We start from the raw sequence: 21,742 nt of genomic DNA on the forward strand, positions 1-21,742 counted from the left end.
GGGTTAGGACTCTTTGTAGCTTTCTGTTTTTGGGTTCATTATCAAGTGATCCCACAATTTACATCATCCCATTCCTACTAGCATAAGGACAAGCGGGATCTTCTGAGTTTTAGGTGATGAATAGAGCTAATAATTTGGTCATGCCAAACCCTTGGTTTAGCTGGGAATGATATATATAATATGTTCCACAGGGTCACTTCAGGAGGCAGGAGGCAGAGGAGCAGGGAGCAGGGAGCAGGGGAACAGGGGGAAATTATTTGTATTTTCCCAATCACCAATCCCCAATCACCAGTCACCATTAGCGATATTTCTTAAACGCCAAAGTGACATTATGACCACCGAACCCAAAGGAGTTGGATAAAGCCACCTCTACGATTTGAGCGCGGCTGGTGTGGGGTACATAATCTAAATCACAACCCTCATCAGGATTATCCAAGTGGATGGTGGGGGGGATGTGGTCATTAGCGATCGCCAAAACTGTAGCTACTGCTTCTATTCCTCCTGAACCACCTAACAAATGACCTGTCATGGATTTGGTGGAACTAATTGCTATCTTATAGGCATAATCGCCTAAAGCCTTTTTGATAGCTGCCGTTTCTGTGACATCATTGGCTGGGGTGCTGGTTCCATGAGCATTAATATAGGTAATCATTTCTGGTGTCAGCTGACCATCTTTGAGTGCCAGTTCCATTGCTCTAGCTGCACCTAAACCACCAGGTACGGGGGAAGTAATATGATAAGCATCACAGGTCATCCCATAGCCGACCATTTCTGCATAAATTCTCGCACCACGACTGATTGCGTGTTCCAATTCTTCCAGAATTAAAATTCCTGAACCTTCACCCATGACAAAGCCATCCCGATCTTTGTCAAAGGGACGACAAGCTTTTTCTGGATCATTTTTTGTGGATAGCGCCCTGGCTGCGGCAAATCCAGCTACAGACAATGGTGTAACGGCTGCTTCTGATCCGCCACAAATCATTGCTTGGGCATATCCATTTTGAATTAAGCGAAAGGCATCACCGATAGCATTAGAACCAGCGGCACAAGCTGTCACAGAACAGGAGTTTGGACCTTTTGCACCAGTATGAATTGCTGTTAATCCTGCTGCCATGTTGGCAATCATCATCGGGATCATGAATGGACTACAGCGGTCTGGTCCTTTGTTTAGATAGACTGTTTGCTGGTCTTCTAATACTTTAATGCCACCAATGCCTGAACCGATCATGACACCTATTTGCTCGGCGTTGAGGTCATTGATAACTAATTGTGCGTCTGATATAGCCTGTTTAGCACCTGCGATCGCAAATTGGGCAAACCGATCAGTGCGCTTGGCTTCTTTGCGCTCCATGTATTCATGCGGATCGAAGTTCTTCACTTCCCCCGCAATGCGGCAATCATGCTTAGACGCATCAAAAGCTGTGATGTAGTCTATGCCATTACGTCCGCTTAACAGTCCTTCCCAATATTCAGATGGATTGTTACCAATAGGTGTAATCGCGCCTACACCTGTTACAACAACGCGTTTACGTTTATAGTCTGTCATGATTCAGTTAAAGGTGACGAAAAAGCAGCAGGTAGAAAAATATTAAGACTGGGGCTGAGGGATGAAGGATAATTGGTATCAAAATTAGGGACAGTTCAAAATCAAATATTTCTCACTCCCCAGTCCCTGATACCCCTTCCCTCACAACTTAAAAGGTAGATGTAGCAAAGTTATTGATTTTCGATGTAGTCTACTACCTCTTGAACCTTTAAAATCTTTTCGGCGGCTTCATCAGGAATTTCAATATCAAATTCTTCTTCAAAAGCCATTACCAGTTCCACGATATCTAGAGAGTCAGCCCCTAAATCATCTGTAAATGAGGCGTTTGGTACAACTTTCTCCTCATCAACCTCTAGTTGATCGACGATAACTTTTTTAACCCGGTCAAAAGTAGTTTTTGTTTCACTCATATATAAAAGTCCTTAACCAGTTGCTATGATCTGCTCTCTATGGGCAATCTTGCTTTGAGCATATACATCTTATCGGAAAGGGTGTTCCTGAGTACAGTTATCAGAAAAAGGTGATTGGTGATTGGTGATTGGGAAAATACAAATATTTCCCCCTGCTCCCTGCTTCCCCTGCTCCCCTGCTCCCCTGCCTTATGTTGGGAGATAATGAAACTGCTAAATTTGTCTTACCAGGGCGATCGCTACGCCTGTAAACAAAACTTAATTTTATGCTATCTCAAACCTTAAAATACGCTTACTACCCCGGTTGTGTTGCTCAAGGAGCTTGTCGGGAGCTTTATCTCTCTACTCAATCACTTACCCAAGCTTTGGGTATTGAACTCATTGAACTTAAAAAAGCTGCTTGTTGCGGTTCTGGTACATTTAAAGAAGATTCTCAATTGTTAGAAGATACAGTTAACGCTCGGAATATAGCTTTAGCAGAAGAATTAAATCTACCTCTTCTTACTCATTGCAGCACCTGTCAAGGTGTGATTGGTCATGTTGATGAACGTCTCAAGCAATGCCAAGGAACTAACCCAGCTTATCTCCATCAAGTCAATGGCTTACTAGAAAAAGAAGGTTGTTCTCCTTATCGGGGTAGTACAGAGGTCAAACATTTACTTTACGCTTTGGTTACAGATTATGGTTTAGACAAAATCAGCCAGCGTGTCACCCGCAAGTTAAGCGGACTCAAGTGTGCAGCTTTTTATGGCTGTTATCTCCTCCGCGCTCAAAAATCCATGCCCTATGATGATCCATTCCAACCAGAAGCAATGGAAAATGTGTTTCGGGCTATAGGAGCAACACCCATATATTATCGTGGACGCACCCAATGTTGCGGTTGGCCTCTCTCTAGCTATGCTACTACCGAATCTTTCCAAATGGCAGGTATGCACATTCAAGAAGCTTTATCAAGTGGTGCTGATTGTATTGTTACACCTTGTCCCCTGTGTCATCTTAATTTAGATTCTCGTCAACCAGAGGTAGAAAAGGTGATTGGTAAAAAATTAGGTTTACCTATTTTACATTTACCACAATTAATTGCTTTGGCTTTAGGAGTTAGTCCTGAATTACTGGGTTTAGAACGTCACATTGTTTCCACAAAACCAATGTTAGAAAAATTGGGAATCTAATCTAAGTAGACTCTTTGAACCCACAATCTGCGTCCCTTGAGGGCGCAGATTGTCAAAAAATCTGCTGTAAATCAGGTAAATCATTAGCTTTCTGGAGAATAAATAAACTTTCATCACCTCCTCTACCAATCCTTAATGTTTCATCTAAGTAAGTAATATCCAGAGTTGCAACTCTACCTTTGGGACCTTTAGCATCTACAACTTTAAAAGGATTTAGTTGAGGAGTGTTAACACCTATAATTTTATCAATCGCTAAATAACGTTTATCAAAATAAACATTAATTCGCTTATCTGGTAAGTTAGATTGAGCTAAATCAGGTTCAAATCTAGCTGTTACTTTTACATATCCTGAAATAAATTTTAGGGGATGTTTGACATAAGCAAGGTTAAAAAATTGTGCATCAGCAACATTAATTACTTGATAAACCTTACCTATACTTAATCCTAATGGGAGAGAATCCAAAGCGCGAATTTCTCTAGCTGTAGAGTATTGTAATTGCCAGACTCCATTTAATAAATTAATAGCATTCTGGAGTGGTTGAGGATGGGGATTGAGATTTTCTAATTCAACTGTTAAACTTTCTATTTCTGCGGCTTTCTTTGGGTCAATTTTTAAATTAGTAATAGGAGAACCATCATCCTGTTTTTTAAGTTCCTTAATTAATACTTGTAATTTTTCTTTCAATGCTTGACGTTCCATAAACTGATACTTTGCTACACTTAACAAATCAAATTGTAACCCAAAATGGAACTAAAAACCGTAACTTTAGAAATTCCTGTAGGTTGTAACCTGATTTTAGGACAAACTCACTTTATCAAAACCGTAGAGGATTTATATGAAATCATGGTAGGAATATCCTCACAGGTTAAATTTGGTATTGCTTTCTGTGAAGCATCCGCCGCTTGTTTAATTAGAATGGCTGGCAATGATCATACTTTGCAAGCAGTAGCTACTAAAAATGCCAAATCTATAAGTGCTGGACACTGTTTTTTAATTGTGTTAAAAGATGCTTATCCGATAAACTTTCTTAATGCTATTAAACAATGTCCAGAAGTTTGCAATATTTATTGTGCTACTGCTAATCCTGTACAAGTAATTTTGGCAGAAACCGAACAAGGAAGGGGTATTATTGGTGTGATTGATGGATTTTTACCCAAGGGTGTAGAAGGAAATGAGGATATAAAATCACGTCATGATTTACTGCGTAAATTTGGTTATAAAATGTAGTAATTGTGCAAGAAAAATGGCAATTAATTATAGACAAAAAATTATTAATCTATGGATAGTTTTTTTATTAGGTACGTTGTTTCATACACAGTTGGGTTTAATGCCATTATTTCACGGGTTAGATGTAGTAGAATCCCAACCAGCAACATCACTTAATGAAGTATCGGGTATTTTTTGGTTAATGTTAGGCTTCTTTATATTGCCGATGTTAGCAATTATTGGGAATACATTTACAGAAAATAAACGTTATCGAGTTATTCATTTTGGCTTAACTATTTTTTATGGTGTAATGAATTTAATCCACCTAGTTTTAGATTTACTTTTACCACAAGTTATTTGGTATCAAATTGCTTTGATGGTGTTTTTATTTTTGATTGGGTTATTGTTGATTTTTGTGGCTTATCAGTGGATGAAATATCCAGTAAATAGACAAAATTAGCCAGAAGGCAATATTTCTATACCTTTCAGTTAAGGGATAACAAATGATGATATTTTTAAATCTCTAACTTCTTGAATAAGTTGGGTATTTTCGTGTTTATAAATAAGCTGTTTGTTGTGCCTTTAACTTGAATAATTAATACAAGCAAGATGCTTGTGCTACTGTAACTTCAGGTTTTTTAATTATACAGTTTAGCTGCACATCAGCTTAAACCTTTAATTTGCACCAAGGCGGGCAGGATGCCCACCCCACAAGAGTTTCAATTTTAGATAATATGCAAGTTAAATGTCCAACAGCTTAATTCAAGATTGCTATATTGCTTTTATTTTAAAAATAGGCTAAGATATTAGGCTTGTAAAATTATATTGATATGATAAAATCAATAAAAATATCTATGAATCAGCTTAATTTTCAACGTGCTAATACTCTCAAAGCTGCTTATAATGCTTGTAGTTTAGAACCGCTAGAAGGTCCAGATATAGAAAAATACTATGTTGATTTATCAGCAGTGCGAAAATCTTCAGCCGTTAAGGGTGTAAGTACAATTTTGGATTTTCAGGAAGCTGGAAATTACACTACTATTTTATTTACCGGTCATCGTGGTTCAGGAAAAAGTACAGAGTTAAAAAGGATTCAAAATATCTGGGAGGAAAATTATCATGTGATTTATTTAGAAGTGAATGAAGAAACAGATATTAATGATGCTAATTTCACAGATTTATATTTAATAGTCATTAAACAAGTTGAATTTACTTTGCGGAAATTAGGTTTAAAATTTGATGAAAGACTATTAAAAAGTTTTGAGAATTGGTTTAAAGAAATTACTCAAGAAAATGAAGAGAGTGTAGAAAAATCTGTCAGTGTAGAATCAGAAGCCAGCTTGGGCGCAGACGCGCCATTTATTGCTAAATTAATGGTGAAGTTATTGGCACAGATTAAAGGATCTGATAAACAAAAAACGTCTATTCGTCAAACTTTAGAAAAAGATATTTCTCGACTTAAAGCAGATATTAACCTTTTACTAGATGACGCTTATGCTAAATTGCGGAAAAAGTATCCAGACTACAAGGGTTTACTAATTATTTTTGATAATTTAGATCGTGTTCCTCCTGGAGTTGCAGATCATTTATTTTTTGAATATGCGGCACAATTACAAGAACTGCATTGTACAATTATTTATACAGTTCCTATTTCGGTTTTGTGTTCGCCAAAAAATCCCCTATCTTTGTTTGATGGTAATCCTCATATTGTACCAATGGTGAATATTTACCAATTTGATCGGCAAAGTTCCCATTTACAAGATAATCAAACAGGACTGGAGGCATTAGCTAGTTTAATTGAAAAAAGGGTAGATATTGATGCTGTGTTTAATTCCCGTGATGAATTGCTAGAATTAGCAAAGGCTAGTGGTGGCCATGTACGTCAACTTATGCAAATCATGAGGGCTGCTTGTTTACGTGCCAGCACTAATGATCATGATAAAATTCAAGCTGAAGATATTGTTTATGCTGTCAAACAACAACAATTTAGTTTTGAAAGATTTATTCCCAATGACCATTATCCATTGTTAGTGCAAGTTTGTATTAATAAAGATGTGAGTAAAGATGATATTGGACAGTTAATGCTGTTTAATACTTCGGTTTTAGAATATAACGGTGATAACCGATGGAATTATCCTAACCCAGTGGTAATGCAAAATGAATTTTTCAGACAAGCACTGGCAGAAATTACAGCCTGATTTTAATTTTGAATTGGGGCAATTTATCGCTTTGAATGAGGATATTTTTGCGGAATTGTTGACTTTCGTTGACTTTTCTGAAAAGTTAACTTTGGGATTTATTGAAATTAACTTTCCTACCGATGCAGAGTTATTAATTAATGCTTTAAAAACCGATTATAAATGTCAGGAAGTTCAGTTTGTAACTCTCAATTTTCCCGATCCGAATTTGCGATTTTTACGAGATGCAATTATTCAGGAATTGCCAAAAGTTGAAAAAGAAGCAAATAAAAAGTTAGTATTAATTATTCAAGGTTTAGAAAAATCTATTGGTCTTTCTGGGGAATATCCGCCAGTTTTACAAGATTTAAATTTTGTCCGGGATGCTTATAAAAAAACCGTACCTCATCCTATTTTATTTATTTTACCAGATTACGCTATTAATAGATTAGCTAAATTTGCTCCTGACTTTTGGGCTTGGCGTTCTGGTGTGTTTAGATTTAAAACTTTAGAAAAAACCAGAGAAAATGCCATTGCTCAAACTTTGCAAGCTGAAATCAAAATTGACAGAGTAGAACCACCGGAAAAGCAAGAAAGGATTGGGATTTTACAACGTTTATTAATGGAATATAAGCCTACCTGTGAGCAAGTAAATGATGGTAATTTACGCAGGTATGGGAATATTTTATTGGAGTTGGGAACAGCTTATATTAGTCAGCATCAACCGGAAATAGCGAGGGAATGTTTAGAGGAAGCTTTACAAATTGCGGAAAAATTAGCAGATGTAAATTTTAAAAGTCAGGTTTTAAATAAAATTGGTGATGCTTATAGTGAGGAAAGGAAGTTTGAAACAGCGATTGATTTTTATCAACAAGGGTTAGATATTGCCCAAGAATTAGAAAACCGTAATGGTGAAGGTTATGTTTTATTTAAATTAGGTAATGCTTATTTGAATTTACGGCATTTTTCAGCAGCTAGAAACTATTATCAACTCTGTCTAACAATTGATCAAGAATTAGATGATCATGATAACGAAGCTAGTACCTACCACCAGTTGGGAATTGTCGCCCAAGAAATGCGAGAATATGCCCAAGCACGGGAATTTTATCAACAAGCTTTAGCTATCCTTATCGAATATGGCGATCGCTATTCTCAAGCTAGTACCTACCACCAGTTGGGAAGAGTAGCCCAAGAAATGCGAGAATATGCCCAAGCACGGGAATTTTATCAACAAGCTTTAGCTATCTATATCGAATATGAGGATAGATATGAAACAGCTGGAACTTACCACCAGTTGGGAAGAGTAGCCCAAGAAATGCGAGAATATGCCCAAGCATGGGAATTTTATCAACAAGCTTTAGCTATCAAAATCGAATATGGCGATCGCTATTCTCAAGCTAGTACCTACCACCAGTTGGGATATATAGCCCAAGAAATGCGAGAATATGCCCAAGCACGGGAATTTTATCAACAAGCTTTAGCTATCTATATCGAATATGGCGATAGATATTCTCAAGCTAGAACCTACCATAATTTGGGATGTATAGCCCAAGAAATGCGAGAATATGCCCAAGCACGGGAATTTTATCAACAAGCTTTAGCTATCTTTATCGAATATGGGGATAGATATTCTCAAGCCTTAACTTATCAAAATTTAGGTATATTGGCACACTTACAGGAAAATGATCAAGAAGCGAGGGTAAATTTACAAACAGCATTAGATATATTTATTGAATATAACGACGAATATAGGGCGAATATTACGAGGGAGATTTTAGAGAAATTACCCCAATAAGCTCTTAAAAACTCACATTCCGCATAAGCGGAGAATAAAAAAATAATTATCTCCAAAAACATTGTTTGGTAAGGGTTTTCAGGATTTTAGTTCAAAGGAACTATAAAATGTTTATTAGGAATTTATCTCATTTATTGAGAATATTTTTGGAGTAAAGTTTGTACAACCCTGAATCTTTCGTGATAATTATTCAGAATTGGATTTTATCTGCGGAATGTGGGTTAAAAAAACATCTAAAATCAAAATTATTATACATTCGGATCTTCTAGCAGCAAATTAAGATTTTTGGCTGCATTAGCCAGCCGATTATCGCTAGTTGCTAGTAATAATTTCTCTCTCATTGCCAACTCTAAATAAGCTGCATCATAGGCAGCAAGATTATACTGTCTAGCTAAATCTAGAGTAGCGATAATAGTTTCATTTACAGGTATTAAATCAATAATAATAGGCAATTTCTGAAGCAGTTTTAAAGCTGTATCACTTTGTTCCCTTGTATTACGATTTCTTTTTTCGGCAACATACAAAACATTACTAATTTCTAACCAGAAAAAAGTAGGAACTATAGCCTGATTTCCAGTTACAAGTATATTGTAAACTGAATTAGCGTAACTATTATCTTCATCTGACAAACACCAACTTATGGCAACAGAGCAATCTAAAACAAATAACATTAATATCTTCTTCCTTCTTCTCTTGCTTCTCTAATGGATAATTCCCCCAGAGACATTTCTTGTTTTAATTCTTTTAATTGATTTTTAATTTCTAGTAATTCAGGTTCATTTATGATGGTGGCAACATTGCTAAATGAATTAATTTCTTTACCATTTAGACGAGCATGATTTTCAATTTGTTGCAGCATTAAAACAGATTTTTGCTGAATTATCTCATCTTCGGAACTTTTTATTTTTTCCGCTTCTGCTTGAATTACCTGTTGTAAAATTGTCTTAATTTCTGCCTGTAAAGAGTTACCATGTTTTTCGGCGCGAGTTTTTAAAGTCTCGATAATAATGGGATCTAAATCTTCTAAAATAATCTTAGTCATAGTTGAGTATTTACATTTCCATAAATTTGGCTCTTTGATAATATTTTAACATCTAAACTTTCCCAAATGCTTAAAAACAACTTAAAAAAATTCCGCTTCCTCAATACTTGCTTGAAAAAAACCATTATACTGTTCGCTTCCTAACCACCATCCTGCATTTATTTGGGAAGGAATAGTATAACCTTGAAAACTAGTTTCTTGAGAAAATGTACCACCAAAGGGTATATATTGCCAACTTTTATATGTGGTTTGATTTCCCCAACGTGGTAATTTTACTTCTAAAACTCTACCATTTTCATCAATGATAAAAGTGAGATTAACTGTTTCACCCTCAATATTGAAAGTTGCTTGAATTGTATTGTGATCAATAGCTTGCAAACTTACCTGATTTTGTGGTAATAAAGCAGATGGCAACCAGAATAATTCACCTGCAAATCTACCAATACTAGAACGGTTAATATCAGGATTTTCTTCTTTGACTAATGGGATTAACCCCCAAATTTTAAACTCTACTTTTGCTGAATTATTATAATAATAATCTGCTCCTTTAATATTAAAAAATTTATTACCCATTACTGCTTGCCAAACAAATCCTTTAGCAGTTAAAATTTCTGTAGCTTGCATGGGTAATTTTTTATCTTTACTAGGTTGAAAATAACCTTGCATTTTTAACTTCACACCAGTTGCTAAGGGTGTTCCCAAAGTAATAGCGTGTAAGAAATAACGTTGTACTGGTTCTGGTAAGTTATTAATTACATCTTGGGTAAATGGCTGTTTTTCTGTTTTGGTATTTTCCAGATTTTGCCAAATTTGATTAATATTGTTTTGCAGCATATTTTTTTAATAACGAACTACAGAGACACAGAGGATACAGAAAAAAATATTAGTAAGCTTTGAGTGTTAAGGAAGTAAAAATAGTAAGGGTTTAGCAATGCTAAACCCCTACAGTATACTGACTGATTACAAATCAATTTCAGCTTTTAACACCGTTGCATCATTGCTATGTGACACCTTAAAACCGAGTCTTTCACATACTTTTTGCATTCCTAAATTATCAGCTAAGATATCAGCAGAAATAGAGGATATTTTCTCGTTTTTACCTACTTCTATTAATCTCTTGACTAACTCTGTACCTAAACCATTACATTGATAGCGATCGCTCACCAGCATAGCAAATTCTGCCCCATCATTACCATGTAATTTACTCAATCTTCCTACGGCTAAAATTTCCGTTGCTTGAGTTTCTGGGTTGTGATGTTCTGCGACTAATGCCATTTCTCGATCATAGTCAATAAAACAAATTCTTGTCAGTCTTTCATGAGCTATTCTTTGACTTAATTTAACCATGTGAAAATACCGCAAATAAACACTTTCCTCTGATAGTGTTTTATGGAATTTTACCATTAATGGTTCATCTTCTGGACGGATCGGACGGATAGTAATTGGTGTACCATTTTTTAATGTCCAATCACTAACATATTGGTGAGGATAGGGACGAATTGCTAATTTTGGTAATTCCGTTTCTCCTACATCAGCAGAATGTAAAACTATTCTACCATCTAATGCTATTAAACCACCAGGATGATCAGGAGAGGGAGGAATAGCTAATAAAGGATTAATATCTATTTCTTTAATCGCTGGTTGTTCAACTACCAAATGACTAAATACTACTAACAATTCCTCCAAAGCTGCCATATCTATACTTTGTCTACCCCGCACTCCTTTTAAAGCTTTGTAGATTTTAGTTTGTTCCATCATTCGCCGTGCTAGGGTACTATTTAAAGGTGGTAAAGCAATGGCGCTATCTTGGAAAACCTCGACTAATTCTCCCCCAGCACCAAATAATAATACTGGTCCAAACTGCGGATCTAAACTACTACCAATTATCAATTCATAACCGCTAGTTTTGACCATTTGCTGCACGGTTACGCCTAAAAAATCTTCTAGTTTGGCTTTTTGTAATACCGAAGTTTCTATTAAATGATAAGCTCTTTTTACAGCTTCGGCATTTCGCAAATTTAACTGTACTCCCCCCACATCTGTTTTATGGGTAATGGTTTGAGAATACAATTTTAAAACCACGGGATAACCGATTTTCTCCGCACATTCTACTGCTTCTTCTGCACTCTTAGCAATACTTCCAGCGACAACTGGAATACCATAAGCAGCTAATATTTCTTTAGATTCAAACTCTGTTAAAATCGTTCTTCCTGCTTTTCTGGCATCGTTAATAATGGTTTCCACCAATGCACAATCACGGGTATTTGTATCACATTCTAAACTTGGTAATACCGGAGTTTCATAAATACCCTTGAGGTTATAGCTATACTGCCACATATAGCTAAATATCCGCGCTGCTGTATCGGGATAAGCATAAGTAGGAATACCTTGACGGTTAAGAATTTGTTTTCCTTCTGCCACATCTTCCCCACCCATCCAACTAGCTAAAATTGGTTTATTCGCCATTTGGGAATAGGGTTTTAATTCCTCAGCAATTTTTGTCGGATCGGTCATAGCTTGGGGTGTTAAAATTACTAATAACCCATCACTATTAGGATCTTTAGCTGCAATTTCTAAAGCTTTTGTATAACGTTGAGGATCGGCATCTCCTAAAATATCAATCGGGTTATTATGACTCCATTGTGGTGGTAAAATTTCATTCAAAGAATTAATGACTTCTTGGGAAATTGGTGCGAGTTTGCCTTTACTTTCTATTAATGTATCGGTGGCTAAGACTCCAGGACCACCAGCATTAGTTAAAATTGTTAAATGTGGACCTTTGGGGCGCGGTTGTTTTGCTAATACTTCTGACATATCAAATAAATCAGAAATACTATCAACTCTTAATACTCCACATCTTCTAAATGCAGCATCTAAAACAGCATCACTTCCTGCTAATGAACCTGTATGAGAAGCGGCCGCTTTTGCTGCTGCTGCGGTACGACCGGCTTTAATAACAATTATCGGTTTTGTTAATGCTACTTCTCTCGCTGCGGATAGAAAAGAACGCGCATCACCGATGGATTCCATATAAATTACAATACTTTTTGTATTGGGGTCATCTCCCAAATAATAAATTAAGTCTCCCCAACCTATATCTAACATTGAACCGATAGAAACGAAGGCACTAAAACCAACGTTTTCCTGTAAACTCCAATCTAGAATTGATGTACATAAAGCACCGCTTTGACTGAGGAAACCTACGTTTCCTGGTTGTGCCATTTTACTAGCAAATGTGGCATTTAAACCGGAAATTGGACTCATAACTCCTAAACAGTTTGGTCCAATAATTCTAATTTTTCCTTTGTGTGCTATGTCGAGAATTTCTTTTTCTAAAGCTATTCCTTTTTCTCCTGCTTCTTTAAAACCAGCCGAGATAATTATTGCCCCTTTAATTCCAGCTTGCACACAATCAGTAATAATTTGTGGTACTGTAGGCGCAGGGGTAGCAATTACCGCTAAATCTATTTTTTCAGGAACATCAAAAATAGTAGGATAGGCTTTAATTCCTAATACACTATTGTGCTTAGGATTGATAGGAAAAACTGTTCCATTAAACGGATTTGTAATTAAATTCCAAAGTAAAGTTCTACCCACACTTCCAGGTTTTTCACTAGCACCAATAACAGCAACGGTTTGAGGTGCAAAAATCGCGTCTAAGGGGTTTAGTCTCTCAGTTTGTAGGATGTCGTAAGCTTTGTCTGGGTTTCGTGTGATAGATGCTTGCATAATTACTCCTTAATTAGTTATTAGTCATTAGTTATTAGTCATTAGTTGTTTTTTACAATTACCAATTACCAATTACCCATTACCTATTTTCATTGTTATTGCATGAATATATTGTGATCTTGATCAAGAATTTGCATGATTTTTGAAAGTGCAGTGGTAATGCCTTTTTGTGCTGTTGGTGAAATGCGATCGCACAATTCAAAATTCTCTCCTGGGACTGTAATTAACCAGGCTTCTGGACAATAATTATACAGGTATTGAGACAAATAAAGCAATGATTCTGGATTCAATATATGTCCATTTATTTCTTTACCCATCGCTGGTAATAAAGATTCTACCTGTACATCCTCAGTTTGGCAATTAACACCAGCATCAACAAAAATTACTATATTTGTCTGGGCTAAATTTGCAGCTAATTCTGGTGTTAATTGATGAACACCATAGGATTTGACATTGGATAAATGCCATGATTGAATAGTATTTGCTATTCGTTGTCCAATGGCATCATCACCACGTAAATCATTACCATAACCAATTACTGTTGTTGTGATCATTATTCGTTAGGAAGATTGAAAAAGTCTTGATCTAATATTTGTTCTAGGGAAAAAGGGCAAATATTTGGATATTCATTTTCTGGAGGAATACGCACACCAAAAGAGGCTTTTTTCCCTTCTTGAATGGCTAAATTACGCCCGTCAGGATAGGCTCTTTCTAATGCTGTTTCTAAATAGGATTTCAAAGAAGGAGTATTTTTCAGAGCAATTAAAATCCGTTGACGATTTTCAATGATGGAACGATACCAACTTTGTGTCATGGAATCAGGAGCATCATGTTGTACCATCAGTTTTAGTAGATGTGCCAATAAAACCATTAAGTTACTTTCTAATGCTCTTTTTTCTGATTTCCCCAACTCTTTAAGCTCCTCAATTAAATGTTCAATATCTAATGAGTTAAATTGTTTGGTTTCTAAGGAGTTAATCGTTTGTTCAATCCACAGTTGAAAATCTTGTTCATAAAGATTTAACGAGTTATTAGACTGTTGTTGTTCTAATTGTTGTTTCACTAACTTCTCCTTTTTAATCTTGAAGTTCTATTAGTCATTTTATCATATATGTTATGAAATTAAGGACGTTTTTTGGCAACCACGGGGGTTTGCCCCTACATTAACAAGCGTCACAAGTTCTGCAAGAGTTACGAATCCAACCAAAACCAACGCGATCGCCTATTTTTAATGAAGTCACATCTTCTTTAATTTTTGTTACTTTTCCCACCACTTCATAGCCAGCAACTAAGGGAAATGTACTCACATTCCAGTCATTATCTCTCATGTGAATATCGGTATGACACAAACCATTATGAGTCACTTCAATTTCAATATCTTGACGACCTAATTCTGCGGTTTTATACTCCCATTTCTCTAGGTTCTCTCCTTGTTTCAAAGCTGCATAACTTGAGAATTTTTCATTTAGTGTCATAAAAGCTGATCCTATATTATGATTATGTTTTTAATTTTCTTTAATGTTCCCACACCTATCTAATATCTCAACCTGACAACATAATAAATTATACGAAAATTAAAAGTTCTTAATACAAATGGTTATTCATACCAAGGAAAATTTTGTTCTCGTTAGCAACAGATTAATTTTTTTTAAAATAGCATCAAAACTTGAGGAATTTGTGAAGAAACTCCACAAAAACAAACACAAACTTATGTTAATAATAAATGTGATTTATAGATTATTGGTTGTATAATCAATTGCGGTAACTGAATAAAGACAGTTAAAAAAATTTAGATAAGTTGTGAGGCTGTTTTATGCCTGAAGTCAATTTTCAACAGCCAATTAATAGTGCTGCTACTATTGTAAAAGAATACGCAGTGGGGAAACGAGACTTTGAAAGAGCAGAATTAAGTGATGCTAATCTACAAGATGTTGACTTAAAAGGATCTAATCTTAGTTATGCTGATTTAAGTACAGCTAACCTTAGCGGTGCTAATTTACGCGGTTGTGATCTTAGCTACGCTGATTTGAGTCAAGCTAATTTACAGAATGCAGATTTGCGGGGTGCAATGTTGTTTTCTGCGAATCTACGTCAAGCTGACTTGCAGGGAACCCATTTAGAGAATGCTGACTGTAACCATAACACCCATTTTCCCCACAACTTTGACCCAATGCAAGCGGGGATCAAGATGAGCGAATAACAGTATACATACTAAGGCGGCTATATCAGCCGCTTTTTTTTATACAACTAAAAGATCCCCGAATTCTCAAAGAATTTGGGGATCTATAAGATAATGTAATTAATCTCGACAAATTTGATTTACCACATTTCCATCTTTATTCACCAATTCTATCAATAAAGGCATTTGTCCCACCGCATGAGTAGAACAACTCAAACAAGGATCAAAAGCCCGAATACCAGCCTCTACCCGGTTTAACATTCCCTGTTGAATATCACTACCATTGACAAAATGACGGGCAATTTGGGCAACTGTACGATTCATTGCTAAATTATTTTGACCAGTAGCAATAATCAAATTTACCTTTGCCATCAAACCATTTTCATCAACTTTATAATGATGGAATAAAGTCCCCCTTGGTGCTTCACTGACACCCACAGCTTCTAATTGATTAATACCAGCTTCCGCCCGCAAACGAGTTGATAAAATATCTGGGTCATCCAGTAAAATTTCAATGTGTTCAATACAAGCCAAAATTTCAATTAACCGTGCATAGTGATAAAAGAAAGAAGATTTAACAGTACCAGTTCCATGACTGCGAAATTCTTTTAATTCTTTATCTGCTAACGGTGTACCAATGTGGCTACAAACATTCAACCTTGCCAATGGTCCAACGCGATACATTCCACTATCTAAACGGCAATGATCGCTTGTATCAGGATAACCTAAAGGACGATAGTAAGGAGATTTTAAATAAGAATCAGCTTGCACAGCTTCACCGATAAATTCAGGATAATTAGCAGCATCTAATTTATCAGCAACAATATTTCCTGCACTATCAACAAAGCGGATATGTCCATCGTATGTTTCCCATAGACCATCAGGAGTCACTAAACCCATAAATAAACTAGGAAAATTACCAAAAGTTTGCGCTTCTTTTTCGTAATCTTTTAGTAAACCTTTAAATAAATCTATGGCATTTAAAACCGTGGTTTTTGCTTCAGGAATGCGGTTTTGAATATGAGTGCGATTTTCTTGGGTTAAAGGATCACTGACACCACCAGGAACTGCCCAAGAAGGATGGACTTTTTTACCTCCTAATAGTTCAATAATTTCCTGTCCAAATTGCCGTAAACGAATACCACCTCTAGCTAATTCTGGGTCGGCTGCTATCAAACCAAACACATTTCTGTTTGCTGGTTCGCTGTCCATTCCTAATAATAAATCTGGGGCGCTAAGGTGAAAGAAACTCAAAGCATGAGATTGGACAATTTGCCCTAAATTCATTAACCTGCGTAATTTTGTCGCGGCTTTGGGGATAGTGACAGCCAGTATTTGATCACCTGTTTTTGCTGATGCCAATAAATGACTTACTGGACAAATACCGCAAATTCTTGCAGTAATTCCAGGCATTTCTGGGAAAGGACGACCCACACAAAACTTTTCAAAACCGCGAAATTCTGTCACATGAAACCGCGCATCATTTACTTGACCGTCATCGTCTAAATAAATACTAATTTTGGCGTGGCCTTCTATTCTCGTAACCGGATCAATAACGATTTTTTTCATATTATTTGGGAATTGGGAATTGGGAATTGGGAATTGGGAATTGGGAATTGGGAATTGGGAATTGGGAATTGGGAATTGGGAATAAATAATTATCTATTCACTGTCACCAGTCACCAGTCACCAGTCACCAGTCCCCAGTCCCCAGTCCCCAGTCCCCAGTCCCCAGTCACCAATCACCTAGAGATCATAAACCCTAGCTTCTTCGGTTTCTGGAAACTCTTCACAGTATTCTTCAAAAGCTGTTTTTAAAGGTTTCATTGCCCGTTGGTGGGCTATTTCCGCTTGTATTTCTTCTACCACATCCCAAGCGGCTGCACATTCGGGGGAATTAATTCCTTTTTCTGAACAAACAAGACGAGCTTTTCTAATTTCATCTTGTAATTCTTGTTCTAACAAAATTGCATGGGGTTTTTCTAAAGCACTGCTGCCAGCTAAGATGTCAGTTAATGAGATTATTCCTATTAATTCGCCACTAATTACCGGCGCACGATGTAAACGATAATTAGCAAATAATCTGGCTACATATTCTAAACCTAGTTCGGGATTGACGACAATACAAGGTTTAGTCATAATCTCATAAACACGGATTTTATTTGTATCTTTCCCGTAGGCTATGACTTTATAAACAATGTCGCTTTCAGTTACAATTCCATAAGCATCTTGATCATGACGACGATCTACAATTAACGCCCTCCAGTCTCTAGCTTTCATTAAATCAATTGCTTCTTTAGCTGTAGCAGAACCGCGAATCATTGCTACATCTTTTGTCATTACATCTGCTGCTTTTAACATAATTCACCTCGGACTAAATTGAAAATTGAAAATTGAACATTGAAAATTGAACATTGGATTACCCAAATTTAATCATTTCCCGTCCTTCCATTACTGGTATTTCTCCTTTTAATAATGGTTCAAGTGCCGCACGAATGCGAGGGGCTGAAGGAGGACAACCGGGTAAATAAATATCAACTGGTACTATGTAATGAACGGGTACAACTTTATCAATTAAGGGTGGAACAATACCAGGTGAATGGGGTATTTGTTGATTAACATCTGCACCTTCAATATAAGCTAATTGCAGACTCACATCTGCATTTCCTGTTGGGTTACGCATAGCGGTTACATTTCCAGTAACAGCGCAATCTCCAAAGGAAATAATTGTTTTGGTGCGTTTCCTAATTTTGTGGACCAATTCTAAATGTTCTTCGTTAGCGATCGCCCCTTCAACTAATACCACATCCACGCCTTCGGGATATTCTTTAATATCAGCAATGGGACTATAAACTACATCAACTTGGGCAGCTAAATCTATCAACCATTCATCCAAATCTAAAAAGGACATATGACATCCAGAACATCCACCTAACCATACTGTTGCTAATTTTATTTTATCCATCTTTGTACCTTTTTATTTTTTATTTGTTACTTGTAAGTAATATTTTCCATTCTTTCACAACATTAATTGGAACTGAAATATCAATAGACTTCGCACCAGGTAAAGGTATTGCCAAATTTAAAGGTTCGGTCGGTAATTGGGGCAATATTTCAGTGAAATTATATTGACCAATTGTGGGCGCTGGTGCTTCATCTAAAAATATATCAGGAGCGTTCCAAATTTGACCAGTTTTTGAGGTAATTCTTAACGGTTGGGGGTGAATTAATTCCGCAGAACCAGGAAAACCAACTAAGCGCAAATTAATATTAGATGTTTGCCCAGAGTAAACTTGTTTAAACAAAACAACTTGCCAAACTTTACCTAAGTGATCATCTAATTTTGTTTGTGAGCGATAAAGAACTTCTCCTGGAGTTTCTTCTATTTGCGTAACAACAGCAATTGCAGTCTGGAAGGTGAAACTTCCTAAACCCAGGAATATCAATGTTGTCAATATCCCCAGGAATAGCAACCGTAAAAAGATGTTGCCAATACGGTTTAACATTGGTTTTACCTCCTGGTAATTGGTAGGAAATATTCCCCGATACCCAACCTTCTAAACATTCCATTGTTTTTTCTCTCTGGCAGTGACTAAAAATTCAATTTTGCCTCGATCATGTACCATTTCTCCCACACTAGAACCTTGATAGAACAGCGCACCTGTAGGACAGGCATTTACACACTTACCACAAGAAGTACAAGTTTGAGAAGTTCCCCAAGGCTGATTTAAATCAGTAATTACGTGAGATTTTGATCCTCTACCTGCCATGTCCCAAGTATGTGCGCCTTCAATTTCATCACACACACGAACACAGCGAGTACAAAGCACACAACGATTATGATCTATGCCAAATCTATCATGAGAAGTATCAACAGAACGTTTAGGATTTTGATATTCTAAACGTACATGATCCATGCCCATTTCTATGGCTAAATCTTGTAATTCACAATTGCCATTAGCAACACAAACAGAACAAATATGATTACCTTCGGCAAATAACATTTCGATAATTGTCCGGCGGTATTTTTGGAGGCGATCGCTATTTGTATTCACCTCCATTCCTTCAGAAACTTTGGTAACACAAGCTGGTAAAAGTCTATTCATACCAGCAATTTCTACCAAACACAAACGACAAGCACCCACATCTCCCACACCTTCTAAATGGCAAAGTGTAGGAATATGTATACCCGCTTCCTGTGCTGCTTCTAGTAAGGTTTCATCCTCACGGGCGCTAATCATTTGCCCGTTAATTGTTAATGTTTTTACTGTCATACGAATTTTAGATTTTGCAATTAGTAACTATCAATTGTCAATTGTCAATTATCAATTATCAAAGCTAAATACTCATCTCGAAAATATCGCAAAGTGCTAAAAACTGGATTTGGTGCAGACTGTCCTAAACCACATAAACTGGTATATTTCACCATGTCACACAATTCTTCTAATAATTGCAAATCAGCTTGTGCAGCTTTACCATCACCAATCTTCACTAATAAATCATGGAGTTGCACAGTTCCCACCCTACAAGGAATACATTTTCCACAGGATTCATCCATACAAAATTCCATGAAAAATCTCGCCACATCTACCATATTTGTGGTTTGATCCATGACAATCATCCCACCAGATCCCATCATTGATCCCAAAGCAGTCAATGATTCATAATCTACAGGTGTAGCAAATTTTGACGCAGGTATACATCCCCCGGAAGGTCCTCCAGTTTGTACTGCTTTAGCAATACCACTATCAGGAACACCACCACCCATTTCTTGAACAATTTCCTCTAAAGTTGTCCCCATAGGTACTTCTATTAACCCTGTATTGCGGATTTTTCCAGCTAGTGCAAAAACCTTTGTCCCTTTACTTTTTTCTGTGCCAATACTCGCAAACCATTCCGCACCATTTCTCATAATTGGTGCAATATTCGCAAAGGTTTCTACATTATTAATTAAGGTGGGATAACCCCATAAACCAGATTCCGCCGGATAAGGTGGCCGGGGGTGAGGAACACCACGTTTACCTTCAATAGAAGCCATTAATGCTGTTTCTTCACCACAAACATACGCACCTGCACCAATACGAATTTCTATTTTAAAATCAAAGGGTGATTCAAATATTTGTGACCCTAAAAGTCCTAATCTTTGGGCTTGGCGAATAGCAGTTTCTAATCTTTTAATAGCGGTGGGATATTCTGCCCTCACATAAATATAACCTTGACTTGCCCCCACAGCATAAGCAGCGATCGCCATTCCTTCTAATACTCGATGAGGATCACTTTCTAATACACTCCTGTCCATAAATGCACCGGGATCACCTTCATCCGCGTTGCAAATAACAAACTTTTTCTCACCTTGAGATTTTGCCACTGTCGCCCATTTTAAACCTGTGGGATAACCAGCACCTCCCCTTCCTCTTAACCCACTTTTAGTAATAGTTTCTACTACTTCAGTAGGTTTCATTTCTCTTAGCACTTGGTAAAGGGCTTGATAACCATTTTCCACAATGTAAGATTGAATCCTATCCGGGTCAACTTTACCACTATTTTCTAACACAATGGGTAATTGTTTAGTAAAAAATGGTTGGCTCAAATCTTGCTGTTTTAAATCTGTTTCCTTACCCTGTACAGCCTCAATCACTTTTGCTGCATCCTCTGGGGTAACTTGTTCATAAAGTTTCGTTTCTTTGTTGTTTTCTTGATCCACCTGAACTAAAGGACCTTGACAACAAAGCCGCATACAACCCACACCAGAAACATGAATTTCATCCTCTAAACACGCAGCTTTTACAGATTTTTCTAAGTTATCTTTCACCATTTGAGAACCAGAAGACAAACAACCCGCAGCAGTACAACAACGAATCTGTACAGGTTTCGCCTGAGAACGTTCTATTCTGGCAATTTCTAATAATTCATTTAGTTCCATTCTGCCATTCTCCCACTTTTTCACAAACTGTTTCTGAAGTTTGATTTCCTAAAACAGCACCATCAAAAACTACCGCCGGTGCAATACCACAAGCACCTAAACATCTTGCAGTTAACAGGGAAATTTCCCCATCAGGTGTTGTATCTCCAGCTTTAATTTTGGTGGTATTTTCTAAACTTGTTAAAATCTCCTGTGCGCCTTTTACATAACAAGCAGTACCTGTACAAACTACACAATTATGTTTACCTTTGGGCGCAAGGGAAAATAAATGATAGAAAGTTGCTACCCCATAAACCCGACTGGGTGGTAATTTTAATTGGTGGGCAATGTACAACAATAAATCTAGTTCTAAATAACCGAATAATTCTGAAGCCCGATGGAGAATTTCAATCAGTGCATCTTGTTGATATTGATGCCGTTTGATAGTTGCGTCCAACATTTTCAAACGTTTATCTCCACTCGGATGATTCTTAGGAGGTGAATCTGTAGTTTTCATAAGTATTGATAATTGTTGATTGATTGGTAATTGGTAATTGGTAATTGGTAATATTTAAAAATCTTC

25 protein-coding genes are annotated in these 21,742 nt (G+C 36.7%); 8 read left to right on the forward strand and 17 right to left on the reverse strand.

Translation table 11 applies throughout. From position 1 onward, the window contains the following. The first annotated feature begins 180 nt into the window (after window positions 1-180). Window positions 181-315 (forward strand): hypothetical protein, encoded by a 135-nt coding sequence (locus H6F45_RS26825; protein WP_277876942.1) that lies wholly within the window; start codon window positions 181-183, stop codon window positions 313-315. Here the strand turns inward: H6F45_RS26825 and fabF are convergent. Together fabF and H6F45_RS00070 are read right to left on the reverse strand one after the other, a co-directional pair. Further along, entirely contained in the window at window positions 299-1,546 is a 1,248-nt protein-coding gene (gene fabF, locus H6F45_RS00065) for a beta-ketoacyl-ACP synthase II (RefSeq protein WP_190346133.1), read from the reverse strand. The genes H6F45_RS26825 and fabF overlap by 17 nt on opposite strands. Window positions 1,547-1,716: 170 nt before the next feature. Further along, window positions 1,717-1,956 carry an acyl carrier protein gene (locus H6F45_RS00070; protein WP_137666177.1) on the reverse strand — a complete coding sequence of 80 codons (240 nt, stop codon included), beginning with the start codon at window positions 1,954-1,956 and terminating at the stop codon, window positions 1,717-1,719. 266 nt (window positions 1,957-2,222) lie between these two features. Between H6F45_RS00070 and H6F45_RS00075 the strand changes: the two genes are divergently transcribed. Then, the gene (locus H6F45_RS00075) at window positions 2,223-3,128 is read left to right on the forward strand and encodes a CoB--CoM heterodisulfide reductase iron-sulfur subunit B family protein (RefSeq protein ID WP_096571668.1); all 906 of its coding nucleotides are present in this window, start codon (window positions 2,223-2,225) and stop codon (window positions 3,126-3,128) included. A 52-nt stretch (window positions 3,129-3,180) separates the two neighbouring features. Here the strand turns inward: H6F45_RS00075 and H6F45_RS00080 are convergent, their stop codons facing one another. Beyond that, the gene (locus H6F45_RS00080; protein WP_096571667.1) at window positions 3,181-3,828 is read right to left on the reverse strand and encodes a PAP/fibrillin family protein; all 648 of its coding nucleotides are present in this window, start codon (window positions 3,826-3,828) and stop codon (window positions 3,181-3,183) included. Window positions 3,829-3,873: 45 nt separating this feature from the next. Between H6F45_RS00080 and H6F45_RS00085 the strand changes: the two genes are divergently transcribed. The 4 genes from H6F45_RS00085 (at window position 3,874) to H6F45_RS00100 (ending at window position 8,307) form a co-directional block, all read left to right on the forward strand. Next, complete coding sequence (locus H6F45_RS00085; RefSeq protein ID WP_137666176.1) at window positions 3,874-4,356, forward strand: adenosine-specific kinase; 483 nt, start codon at window positions 3,874-3,876, stop codon at window positions 4,354-4,356. 16 nt (window positions 4,357-4,372) lie between these two features. Beyond that, window positions 4,373-4,795 carry a hypothetical protein gene (locus tag H6F45_RS00090; protein WP_190346134.1) on the forward strand — a complete coding sequence of 141 codons (423 nt, stop codon included), beginning with the start codon at window positions 4,373-4,375 and terminating at the stop codon, window positions 4,793-4,795. 394 nt (window positions 4,796-5,189) lie between these two features. Continuing rightward, entirely contained in the window at window positions 5,190-6,533 is a 1,344-nt protein-coding gene (locus tag H6F45_RS00095) for a P-loop NTPase fold protein (protein WP_096571664.1), read from the forward strand. Next, a complete protein-coding gene (locus tag H6F45_RS00100) occupies window positions 6,493-8,307 on the forward strand; it encodes a tetratricopeptide repeat protein (RefSeq protein ID WP_190346135.1) in 1,815 nt (604 codons plus the stop codon). The genes H6F45_RS00095 and H6F45_RS00100 overlap by 41 nt, the downstream gene beginning before the upstream one ends. Window positions 8,308-8,555: 248 nt before the next feature. Here H6F45_RS00100 and H6F45_RS00105 read toward each other — a convergent pair whose 3' ends face one another. The 7 genes from H6F45_RS00105 to H6F45_RS00135 all read right to left on the reverse strand — a co-directional run bounded on the left by H6F45_RS00105 (window position 8,556) and on the right by H6F45_RS00135 (window position 14,553). After that, window positions 8,556-8,978 (reverse strand): type II toxin-antitoxin system VapC family toxin, encoded by a 423-nt coding sequence (locus H6F45_RS00105; RefSeq protein WP_190346136.1) that lies wholly within the window; start codon window positions 8,976-8,978, stop codon window positions 8,556-8,558. Then, window positions 8,978-9,349 carry a hypothetical protein gene (locus H6F45_RS26305; RefSeq protein WP_228051886.1) on the reverse strand — a complete coding sequence of 124 codons (372 nt, stop codon included), beginning with the start codon at window positions 9,347-9,349 and terminating at the stop codon, window positions 8,978-8,980. The genes H6F45_RS00105 and H6F45_RS26305 overlap by 1 nt, the downstream gene beginning before the upstream one ends. 81 nt (window positions 9,350-9,430) lie before the next feature. After that, window positions 9,431-10,183, reverse strand: a complete 753-nt coding sequence (locus H6F45_RS00115; protein ID WP_199301728.1) for a DUF6544 family protein — start codon at window positions 10,181-10,183, stop codon at window positions 9,431-9,433. 126 nt (window positions 10,184-10,309) lie between these two features. Continuing rightward, window positions 10,310-13,078, reverse strand: a complete 2,769-nt coding sequence (acs, locus tag H6F45_RS00120; RefSeq protein WP_096571662.1) for an acetate--CoA ligase alpha subunit — start codon at window positions 13,076-13,078, stop codon at window positions 10,310-10,312. A 95-nt stretch (window positions 13,079-13,173) separates the two neighbouring features. Continuing rightward, a complete protein-coding gene (locus tag H6F45_RS00125) occupies window positions 13,174-13,632 on the reverse strand; it encodes a hydrogenase maturation protease (RefSeq protein WP_096571661.1) in 459 nt (152 codons plus the stop codon). Further along, a complete protein-coding gene (locus H6F45_RS00130; RefSeq protein ID WP_096571660.1) occupies window positions 13,632-14,141 on the reverse strand; it encodes a DUF29 domain-containing protein in 510 nt (169 codons plus the stop codon). Before H6F45_RS00130 ends, H6F45_RS00125 begins: the two co-directional genes overlap by 1 nt. Before the next feature lie 100 nt (window positions 14,142-14,241). After that, window positions 14,242-14,553 (reverse strand): alcohol dehydrogenase catalytic domain-containing protein, encoded by a 312-nt coding sequence (locus H6F45_RS00135; protein WP_190346137.1) that lies wholly within the window; start codon window positions 14,551-14,553, stop codon window positions 14,242-14,244. 338 nt (window positions 14,554-14,891) lie between these two features. On the opposite strand from H6F45_RS00135, the gene H6F45_RS00140 reads away from it, so the two are divergent. Then, the gene (locus H6F45_RS00140) at window positions 14,892-15,278 is read left to right on the forward strand and encodes a pentapeptide repeat-containing protein (protein ID WP_190346138.1); all 387 of its coding nucleotides are present in this window, start codon (window positions 14,892-14,894) and stop codon (window positions 15,276-15,278) included. A 99-nt stretch (window positions 15,279-15,377) separates the two neighbouring features. On the opposite strand, the gene H6F45_RS00145 is transcribed toward H6F45_RS00140, so the two are convergent. Then, entirely contained in the window at window positions 15,378-16,826 is a 1,449-nt protein-coding gene (locus H6F45_RS00145; RefSeq protein WP_190346139.1) for a Ni/Fe hydrogenase subunit alpha, read from the reverse strand. A gap of 33 nt (window positions 16,827-16,859) precedes the next feature. On the opposite strand from H6F45_RS00145, the gene H6F45_RS00150 reads away from it, so the two are divergent. Then, window positions 16,860-17,075, forward strand: a complete 216-nt coding sequence (locus tag H6F45_RS00150) for a hypothetical protein (RefSeq protein ID WP_190346140.1) — start codon at window positions 16,860-16,862, stop codon at window positions 17,073-17,075. Here the strand turns inward: H6F45_RS00150 and H6F45_RS00155 are convergent. From H6F45_RS00155 to hoxE, 6 genes are read right to left on the reverse strand one after another with little or no spacing between them, the layout of a single operon-like run. Beyond that, window positions 17,004-17,618 (reverse strand): CP12 domain-containing protein, encoded by a 615-nt coding sequence (locus tag H6F45_RS00155; protein ID WP_137666163.1) that lies wholly within the window; start codon window positions 17,616-17,618, stop codon window positions 17,004-17,006. The two genes, H6F45_RS00150 and H6F45_RS00155, sit on opposite strands and share 72 nt — an antisense overlap. A 58-nt stretch (window positions 17,619-17,676) precedes the next feature. Further along, window positions 17,677-18,222, reverse strand: coding sequence for an oxidoreductase (locus H6F45_RS00160; protein ID WP_190346141.1), 546 nt, complete (start codon window positions 18,220-18,222; stop codon window positions 17,677-17,679). Between the two features lie 19 nt (window positions 18,223-18,241). Further along, the gene (locus tag H6F45_RS00165) at window positions 18,242-18,763 is read right to left on the reverse strand and encodes a DUF3122 domain-containing protein (RefSeq protein ID WP_096571656.1); all 522 of its coding nucleotides are present in this window, start codon (window positions 18,761-18,763) and stop codon (window positions 18,242-18,244) included. A 51-nt stretch (window positions 18,764-18,814) separates the two neighbouring features. Then, window positions 18,815-19,531 (reverse strand): bidirectional hydrogenase complex protein HoxU, encoded by a 717-nt coding sequence (gene hoxU, locus H6F45_RS00170; RefSeq protein ID WP_096571655.1) that lies wholly within the window; start codon window positions 19,529-19,531, stop codon window positions 18,815-18,817. 44 nt (window positions 19,532-19,575) lie between these two features. Further along, window positions 19,576-21,180: a NuoF family protein gene (locus tag H6F45_RS00175; RefSeq protein WP_190346142.1), complete on the reverse strand. Its 1,605-nt coding sequence runs from the start codon at window positions 21,178-21,180 to the stop codon at window positions 19,576-19,578. Continuing rightward, window positions 21,167-21,676, reverse strand: coding sequence for a bidirectional hydrogenase complex protein HoxE (hoxE, locus tag H6F45_RS00180; protein ID WP_137666160.1), 510 nt, complete (start codon window positions 21,674-21,676; stop codon window positions 21,167-21,169). The genes H6F45_RS00175 and hoxE overlap by 14 nt, the downstream gene beginning before the upstream one ends. Window positions 21,677-21,742: the final 66 nt, after the last annotated feature.

This window comes from Sphaerospermopsis sp. FACHB-1194, from assembly GCF_014696235.1.
In the GTDB taxonomy this organism is placed as follows: domain Bacteria; phylum Cyanobacteriota; class Cyanobacteriia; order Cyanobacteriales; family Nostocaceae; genus Sphaerospermopsis; species Sphaerospermopsis kisseleviana.